The organism is Armatimonadota bacterium (genome assembly GCA_020354555.1).
Taxonomy (GTDB): domain Bacteria; phylum Armatimonadota; class Hebobacteria.
In genome coordinates, this window is record CP070648.1 from 1,237,994 (window position 1) to 1,244,263 (window position 6,270).

Genomic DNA, 6,270 nt, shown 5'->3' on the forward strand with positions numbered 1-6,270 from the left:
ACATATCGTATATGTTCAGTTTCCCGCGCTCCCGGAGTGATAGACTGTAAGTAGGCTGCGGAGGCTGCATCCGCGTGCTTCCGCAGCGATTATGCTCACGCGTGCGGGGTGTTCGCCGCGTGCCAACGCGTCCGGCCCCGGTGCGGGCAGAACAAGTCGTCTTGTTCGTTAACTCGCTACGCTCGCTTGGGCTGGAGCGGCCCTGGGGCGAGTGTATCATGTTGCAGCGCTTCGAAGTGGGCGTGGCTCCCGCAGACACAGTGAGGTCGAAAGGAGGTGACAAGCAGGCGGGAAGTCTGAATCATGCCTAAGCACTGAGAGCACAGAACCATTGCTTTCGCGTTGCCAAAAGGAGGCGCATCAGTATGCGAAAGAATCGTGGTTTTACCCTGATCGAGTTGTTGGTCGTGATTGCGATCATCGCAATCCTTGCCGCCATCCTCTTCCCCGTTTTCGCGCGGGCGCGCGAGGCGGCGAGGAAGGCGACGTGTCTGTCCAACTTGAAGCAGATCGCCCTTGCGGCGCTGATGTATGCGCAGGACTATGACGAGGTGCTGCCGGCGGCGGGCGGTACCGGGTTCGCCACTTCGCACCCCATTATCCCGGTGTCCCCTCAGCCGACGTGGGCGGATGCTCAGGCGGCCAGCCTCGGCTCGATAGACTACTGGCAGATCGCCGACGTGCTGCTCCCGTATGTCAAGAGCCTCGACCTGTTCGTGTGCCCGACAATCAGCCGCCGCGACGCCTCGCTGTCAATGGAGACGCAGGCGCTGACTTCCGGCCCCGCGATCGGGGTGCTGAAGACCGGTAACTGGACTCACGGCAGCGACACCTGGTATCCATGGCTGCGCTGCGGTTCCTACTGGTGGGGCTGCATGCACTACCCCTACGGCACCGGCTCGGCTGAGTCCTACGTCGGCACCATCGGCCGCATGTGGGATGCCTGCATCATCCTCGGCTACGTCGGCGCCTCGGACGATGCCTCCGAGTACTGGGCCTGCACCCAGGCCGTCGGCAATTTCGACGACCCGGTGTGGAAATCCATGGCGGGATGTTTCTCGGTCGGCGCGCATGAAGGTTATAGCCAGGACTACGCGACCCTGCACTTGACACCGGTCGAGCTCGGCGGCGACCCGCCCACGATTCCGTTCTGTATGCCCGTTGCGTTCGTGGACGGTCACGTCAAGTACATGCGCCTCGGCTTCTACCAGATGCTCGCCCTGCTGGCCATGCCTAACGAGATGCAGTGATCCGTGAGCATCGCGTGTGTCGCGCGGCACGATAAGCGCGACGCCATGGCTTGTCTGGTTCGGCCCGCCCCGACAGCGAACGGGGCGGGCCGCCTTTTCTCGCTCGGACGCGGCAGCTCCCGCGATGGGAAGGCCGCGACACGCCGCTTCGCGAAGCCGCATACGCGGCGACGTGTCGCAAAGCTTCGCCGGACGCTCTCCTTGTGAAGCTGATTGCACTCACCCTCGCGCACCATCGGGCTTCCCCCACGTTCAGCTCAGGACAAGAGGCGGCGGCGTCGCGGCGCGACCCACGGCTGCACCCCGGCGCGATATCCCATCACTCCGGCGCCGTCTAACGTCTACTCCATTCGCGGCCAGCGTCCGGCACGGCCGGCTCACTGTTCCTTCCGCTCCGACGCTCGTCGAATCCCGACCTGGAACTCGGGAGTGACTCGCATTCGCTTGTGCACGCTCCGCGCAACGAGGTCGGCCCAGTCGTCCGGCAGCACAACGTGGACACCATCGCCTTTGCGCGTCGTTTCCCAGCCCATCGCACGCGCTATTGTCAGCGCCCTGAGCTGATTGCTCTCGAGAAGGCAATCGATGGGCATCAGGTCACCTCCATATCGCGATCCCCGCTCGCGCTGTCCCTGCTGCGCTCTGTTGTTCTCAGCAACGAAACCGCCCACCGCGTGTATTCTACCACAGGCGTCACATATCGGAATGACGCGACAGAAGATTTCTCCCAGGCGAGGGCGGCACTGCCCTCGTGACGCACCGGCCTGCACTATGCGGAGCAACACCGGGCCGTTCGTCGCCGACTCCGCTTTGACGCGCGTCGCACGATGCTCGGCCACGGTCATGTCGCATCTCCGAGCCGCGACCTCGCCGACGCGCAGCGCATCGCCAGCCGTTGTAGCCTCCCCACCACGAGCGCCTGCCGGCAACGTGTTCGACGGCGGCCTCGCGGTTCAGACGCGGGCGCTGAATCGGCCGTAGCAACAGGCGGCGAAGCAGCGGAGCGGAGGATCGTATGGCTCGCCTGTTGCAACCCCGCTGGCTTCGCCGCAGCAACTGAGTACCGCGAAAGCGCCGTCTTTCCTGTCGTCTCGCGCGGCGTTTGCCGATTCCTCGACGAAGGCACGCAGGCCGGCACGGCGAATCTACGAACTGCCGGCGCGGCGAGCAAGGCCCGCTCAGGATGAGTGGCCGTCCCCCTCCTCGCCGTGCCGGCTCCTGTTGGCGCTGCTGCCCGTTGGGCCTGGAATGCATGACGAGAGCAGAGAGAGCGGAGAATCAGGTCCGTGAGTGGCAACGGTTCCCGAGAACGCCCCAACGTCCTGTCCTGTCCGCGATGCGGACGAGAGCACCCCGCCACAGCCACGAAGTGCGAGGCTTGCGGCATAGGCCTGGTATGGGCCGACGAAGCGGATTCGACTGCCGGTCTCGCTTCGCGGGCGCCGCGCGGGCTGGCGAGGGGCGTCAGCGTTACCGGCCTGGTCATCGGCGGCCTCCTGGTCATGGTCGCGCTCAGCGCGGGTCCCAGGATGCAGCTGCCCCAGTTGGCCGCGGGGCTGGCCTTGGTCGCGCGTTCGTTCTTCCTGCCCCTGGGCTTCCCGCGGGGGTTGGCCACATGGTTCGGCGGATACGTCGTCGGCATCGGCATCCGGCACGTGGTCGGCCCCGCGCCGTCTATCTCGGGGTCGCCGGGCAACACCATCACTCCTGCCGGCGTACTCAGCGCCATCGTATTCGTCGGCCTCGGGATCGTGCTCCTTGCCCTGGGCGCCACAAGGCCGCGCCCCAAATCGCTCTAGACGAAAAGCTCGGCCCACGGTTCAGGCACGCCTCCGGCAAATGGGGATCTCACGGTCCGCAGGTCACCACGCAGTAAAGGGTAACGGCCGCGCCCATCGCGGTGGCGGCGGGGGCCGAGTCAGGAGGCGAAAGGTGGTCAGCCAGGGCGCAGCATAAGCGAAGCAGACCTGCCGCTGATCCGCCCGCCGCGCCGACGCCCTGGCGGTGAATATGTTCCGCGTAATGGGCAGGAAATGAGATGAGAAGCGGCGCGCCAGGCGGAAGGTGCACACCACTGGGGGGCGGAAGTGGCTGGAGCAGGGATTACCACTGCCGTCGCAACCCACAGCGACGCCACACATCCGAACCGGGTCGCCGCGAGCCTGTTGCCGCCCGAAGTCGTGCCAGGAGCCCCGGTCGGACTGTGGCCTGTTCTTGCTGCGAGCATGGGCACCGTGGACCGCCGTACTCGCGCCACAGTCGGCGGGGGGCGTGGTAGGGGCCTGGCCCGAAGAACCCGGGGTGCAGAAGAAGGCGCGTAGGTCGCCGAGGATGCAGACCCATGACTGACCTGGGAGACCTGGAGAAGCGAATCGCATGCCTCGAGCTGTATGTCGGCGTGGACCCAACGAGGCAAACGTCAGTGCGAAGACAGGATGCCCTCCTCGAGCGCGTTGAGCAGTTGGAGCGCGAACTGCGAGACACCAAGGCGGAGGTCACCCGATGGCTCCGGGACCGCTGAGAGGGTCCGCTCGTTTCCAGGGCTGGGGACGTTTCCCCACACCCGCTTCGCTGCTGACGGGTGCGCGCTAGCGACAGCAGAATGCCGGCAGTGCGGCCGCCCGCTGGGCTCTTCATCTCAGGCCCGCGCGCCGAACTGGCACTCCTTCACTGCTTGCCTCGCGTACCGACTTGCGCTATCGTGTACGGAGCTACAGCGGAGGGTACGGAGATGGCGTCGCGGTTCCAACATAGGTTAGGAGAACTCCTCGTGCAGCGCGGCATCATCAGCCGCCAGCAGTTGGAACAAGCGCTCGTGCAGCAGCGCTCGAGGCCCGGATTCATCGGCGAGATCCTCATCGACATGGGGGCGATCACTCGGGGGGATCTCACGCATACCCTGGCACTCCAGCGCAGCCTGTCGCGCGATGCCGCAACGGAATAGCGCCGCCGGTCGCCGGCAGCCTGCCCGATGCCTGCGTCCCCGCCGACAGCGCCCCACCAACGCCCCGGCGGTGAGTATGCTCCGCGCAATGACCATCGAATGAGCTAAGAAGCGATGCGCTGGACGGCTTGCCGCAGCCACCAGCTGCCTTCCCTCGTCCTCACCCCCGCAGCCCCACTCGAGGAGCGAAAAGAACGGAAGCTATGCGGCCGTCGCATCGGCCGACTGCAGCCGTTTCGGCATGGGCTTCCCGCGCCACGGCATCCGCGCGTACCACACGCACTCCGGTACCAGGCAATCCCATCCGCTCCGGCACCCATTGCCCCGCAGGTTGAGGCACTCCACGCAGCACGCCATCACTTCGCGCCGCGTCACGTACCCCTTCCGCGGCGGGTGCTCTTGTAGGTAACGCTCGACCAGACCGTGCCCCGACTCATTCATGATTCACTCTCCGGCCAGTTCCGCCGTCGTGCCTGGCAGTGGTGCCCGGTTCGCTCTCCGCGCTGCGCCTACCATCACGCCGTCGCAGGCGGCGTCGCCGCCGTCAGCCTCTCGGCCTGCTCCAGCATCCACCGCCGCCGCGCCTGCTCCCAGGCGTCGCGGTCCGTCCCTCGCGGAGCCAGAGCGAAGTCCCCGCGCCGAATAGAAGCAAGGAGTTGGTCTTCGGGCGTTATCGCAGAAGTGTCGCCCCCCTCGGCGTCGCCGCTTTCCTCAAGGGCAGGCTTAGGCGCACACGCCTCGCCGTTCGCCTCTCCGGCACGAGGTGTATGCATATACAGGCTCCCCCCGGAGGCGTCGCCGTCAGGCGACGTCAACGGGTGGTTATCAGCTTTTGTGTGTGTATCCAAGAGTGGTAGGTCGCCTTCCGCTTCAGAAGATCCTGGCATTCCGGGACCATTGTCGTCTAATGTCCCGGTAGTGCCGGACGTTTGGCCATACCAATGTCCCGAGAATCCGGGACGTTCGGACACTTCGCACAGAGCCTTCAATTCAGGAAAGTGCTTGAAACGGCGGTCGGGCACCTGGGCGAGCGGAGTCACCTGACCCTTCAATTTGAACCGCCGCGGCGAATCGAGTATGGCGACCCGCAGGCCGTCGCGCCCGCACCGGCGAACCAGAATGACGCCGTGCTTCTCCAGCAAAGCGATCGCCCGGCTGACAGCGTTACGAGCAGTCTTGATTGGTTCCCCAGCCAAGCCGATGCCCTCGGCGATTGCGGCTAGCGTGACGGGCGTCAGACCTGCCACCAACCCGATCCGCCGACCGTCGGGTAATTCGATCTCGTGGCTCACAGCATCGAGCAGGTAAAGGTATGTCGCCGCCACGGGCCAGTCCCAGAGCCACTTGCCAACACCAATCCACGCCTTCCGGATGAAAACGCCGCGCCGGTCCGGTCTCCAAGCGGGGAGCCGTGCGGTATCGTCCCCCCGCCCATCACTTGCGACCGTTGCGGGCACGCCAGGTATCTCGCTCCCACCGGGGCGCCCCGCTTGCGTCTCAGACCTGCCAAGCGGCCCGCCTGCCGCCGCTCCGCGCTGCTGGTTTCCCGACCCCCAGCCGGAGCGGCGCTTGTCGTTTGCTCTCACCTCTCCTTGCCCTTCCGCCCTCCGTCGGGATTCGGATCACGCCACTGGCGCAGTCGCTCGATGTCCTCTCGGTTGAAGTAACGCCAGCCGCGTGCGTCGCGCAGTGATCGCACTAAGCCAGCGGCCTCCCACCGTCTCACCGTAAGCGTAGACACTCCGAGGGCCCTCGCCGCATCCCCGATTCTGAGCAACGATTCCATGGTGTCACTTCCTCCTGAGTTGCGCTTCTTGCATCGTGTTGGTAACATAGCATGTCTGTGCTGGTCTAAGAACATAGGACTTCCCATAGGAAATCCGCCAATGACCTCCCGCCTCGATAAGCGACATGAGGTGCACTCGGGTTCTTGGATTGCCGAGCCACACGCGGTAATCGCAGAACGCGTTATCTGGAATCCGTCGGAGGCGGCCTCCTATTTCTCGGCCACAGGGATGACGCCGACCGGCGTCCCCGCGGAACTGCTGGCCGGACGGCATGAGCGGACCCAGTACG

At 65.4% G+C, this 6,270-nt stretch carries 9 protein-coding genes; 5 read left to right on the plus strand and 4 right to left on the minus strand.

The features are described 5' to 3' along the window. The first annotated feature begins 365 nt into the window (after positions 1 to 365). Positions 366 to 1,250, plus strand: a complete 885-nt coding sequence (locus JSV65_05055; GenBank protein UCH35722.1) for a prepilin-type N-terminal cleavage/methylation domain-containing protein — start codon at positions 366 to 368, stop codon at positions 1,248 to 1,250. Positions 1,251 to 1,627: 377 nt separating this feature from the next. Here JSV65_05055 and JSV65_05060 read toward each other — a convergent pair whose 3' ends face one another. Continuing rightward, complete coding sequence (locus tag JSV65_05060) at positions 1,628 to 1,843, minus strand: hypothetical protein (GenBank protein ID UCH35723.1); 216 nt, start codon at positions 1,841 to 1,843, stop codon at positions 1,628 to 1,630. Between the two features lie 693 nt (positions 1,844 to 2,536). Here JSV65_05060 and JSV65_05065 point away from each other — a divergent pair. The 3 genes from JSV65_05065 to JSV65_05075 all read left to right on the plus strand — a co-directional run bounded on the left by JSV65_05065 (position 2,537) and on the right by JSV65_05075 (position 4,194). After that, positions 2,537 to 3,049 carry a zinc ribbon domain-containing protein gene (locus tag JSV65_05065; protein UCH35724.1) on the plus strand — a complete coding sequence of 171 codons (513 nt, stop codon included), beginning with the start codon at positions 2,537 to 2,539 and terminating at the stop codon, positions 3,047 to 3,049. A gap of 542 nt (positions 3,050 to 3,591) precedes the next feature. Then, positions 3,592 to 3,771, plus strand: a complete 180-nt coding sequence (locus tag JSV65_05070; GenBank protein UCH35725.1) for a hypothetical protein — start codon at positions 3,592 to 3,594, stop codon at positions 3,769 to 3,771. 249 nt (positions 3,772 to 4,020) lie between these two features. Then, positions 4,021 to 4,194 carry a hypothetical protein gene (locus JSV65_05075; protein ID UCH35726.1) on the plus strand — a complete coding sequence of 58 codons (174 nt, stop codon included), beginning with the start codon at positions 4,021 to 4,023 and terminating at the stop codon, positions 4,192 to 4,194. A 201-nt stretch (positions 4,195 to 4,395) separates the two neighbouring features. On the opposite strand, the gene JSV65_05080 is transcribed toward JSV65_05075, so the two are convergent. The 3 genes from JSV65_05080 to JSV65_05090 all read right to left on the minus strand — a co-directional run bounded on the left by JSV65_05080 (position 4,396) and on the right by JSV65_05090 (position 5,980). Then, positions 4,396 to 4,635 (minus strand): hypothetical protein, encoded by a 240-nt coding sequence (locus JSV65_05080; protein UCH35727.1) that lies wholly within the window; start codon positions 4,633 to 4,635, stop codon positions 4,396 to 4,398. 74 nt (positions 4,636 to 4,709) lie between these two features. Beyond that, positions 4,710 to 5,519 carry a hypothetical protein gene (locus tag JSV65_05085; GenBank protein ID UCH35728.1) on the minus strand — a complete coding sequence of 270 codons (810 nt, stop codon included), beginning with the start codon at positions 5,517 to 5,519 and terminating at the stop codon, positions 4,710 to 4,712. Positions 5,520 to 5,776: 257 nt separating this feature from the next. Beyond that, positions 5,777 to 5,980 carry a MerR family transcriptional regulator gene (locus tag JSV65_05090; GenBank protein UCH35729.1) on the minus strand — a complete coding sequence of 68 codons (204 nt, stop codon included), beginning with the start codon at positions 5,978 to 5,980 and terminating at the stop codon, positions 5,777 to 5,779. A 100-nt stretch (positions 5,981 to 6,080) separates the two neighbouring features. Here JSV65_05090 and JSV65_05095 point away from each other — a divergent pair. Beyond that, on the plus strand, positions 6,081 to 6,270 hold a 190-nt coding region (locus JSV65_05095; protein UCH35730.1), incomplete at its 3' end, for a hypothetical protein.

What these genes read in the sequence shown, in the direction of transcription:
- JSV65_05055 (UCH35722.1), top strand. Translation starts at nt 366, where the DNA reads ATGCGAAAGAATCGTGGTTTTACCCTGATCGAGTTGTTGGTCGTGATT.
- JSV65_05090 (UCH35729.1), bottom strand. Translation starts at nt 5,980, where the DNA reads ATGGAATCGTTGCTCAGAATCGGGGATGCGGCGAGGGCCCTCGGAGTG.
- JSV65_05060 (UCH35723.1), bottom strand. Translation starts at nt 1,843, where the DNA reads ATGCCCATCGATTGCCTTCTCGAGAGCAATCAGCTCAGGGCGCTGACA.
- JSV65_05080 (UCH35727.1), bottom strand. Translation starts at nt 4,635, where the DNA reads ATGAATGAGTCGGGGCACGGTCTGGTCGAGCGTTACCTACAAGAGCAC.
- JSV65_05070 (UCH35725.1), top strand. Translation starts at nt 3,592, where the DNA reads ATGACTGACCTGGGAGACCTGGAGAAGCGAATCGCATGCCTCGAGCTG.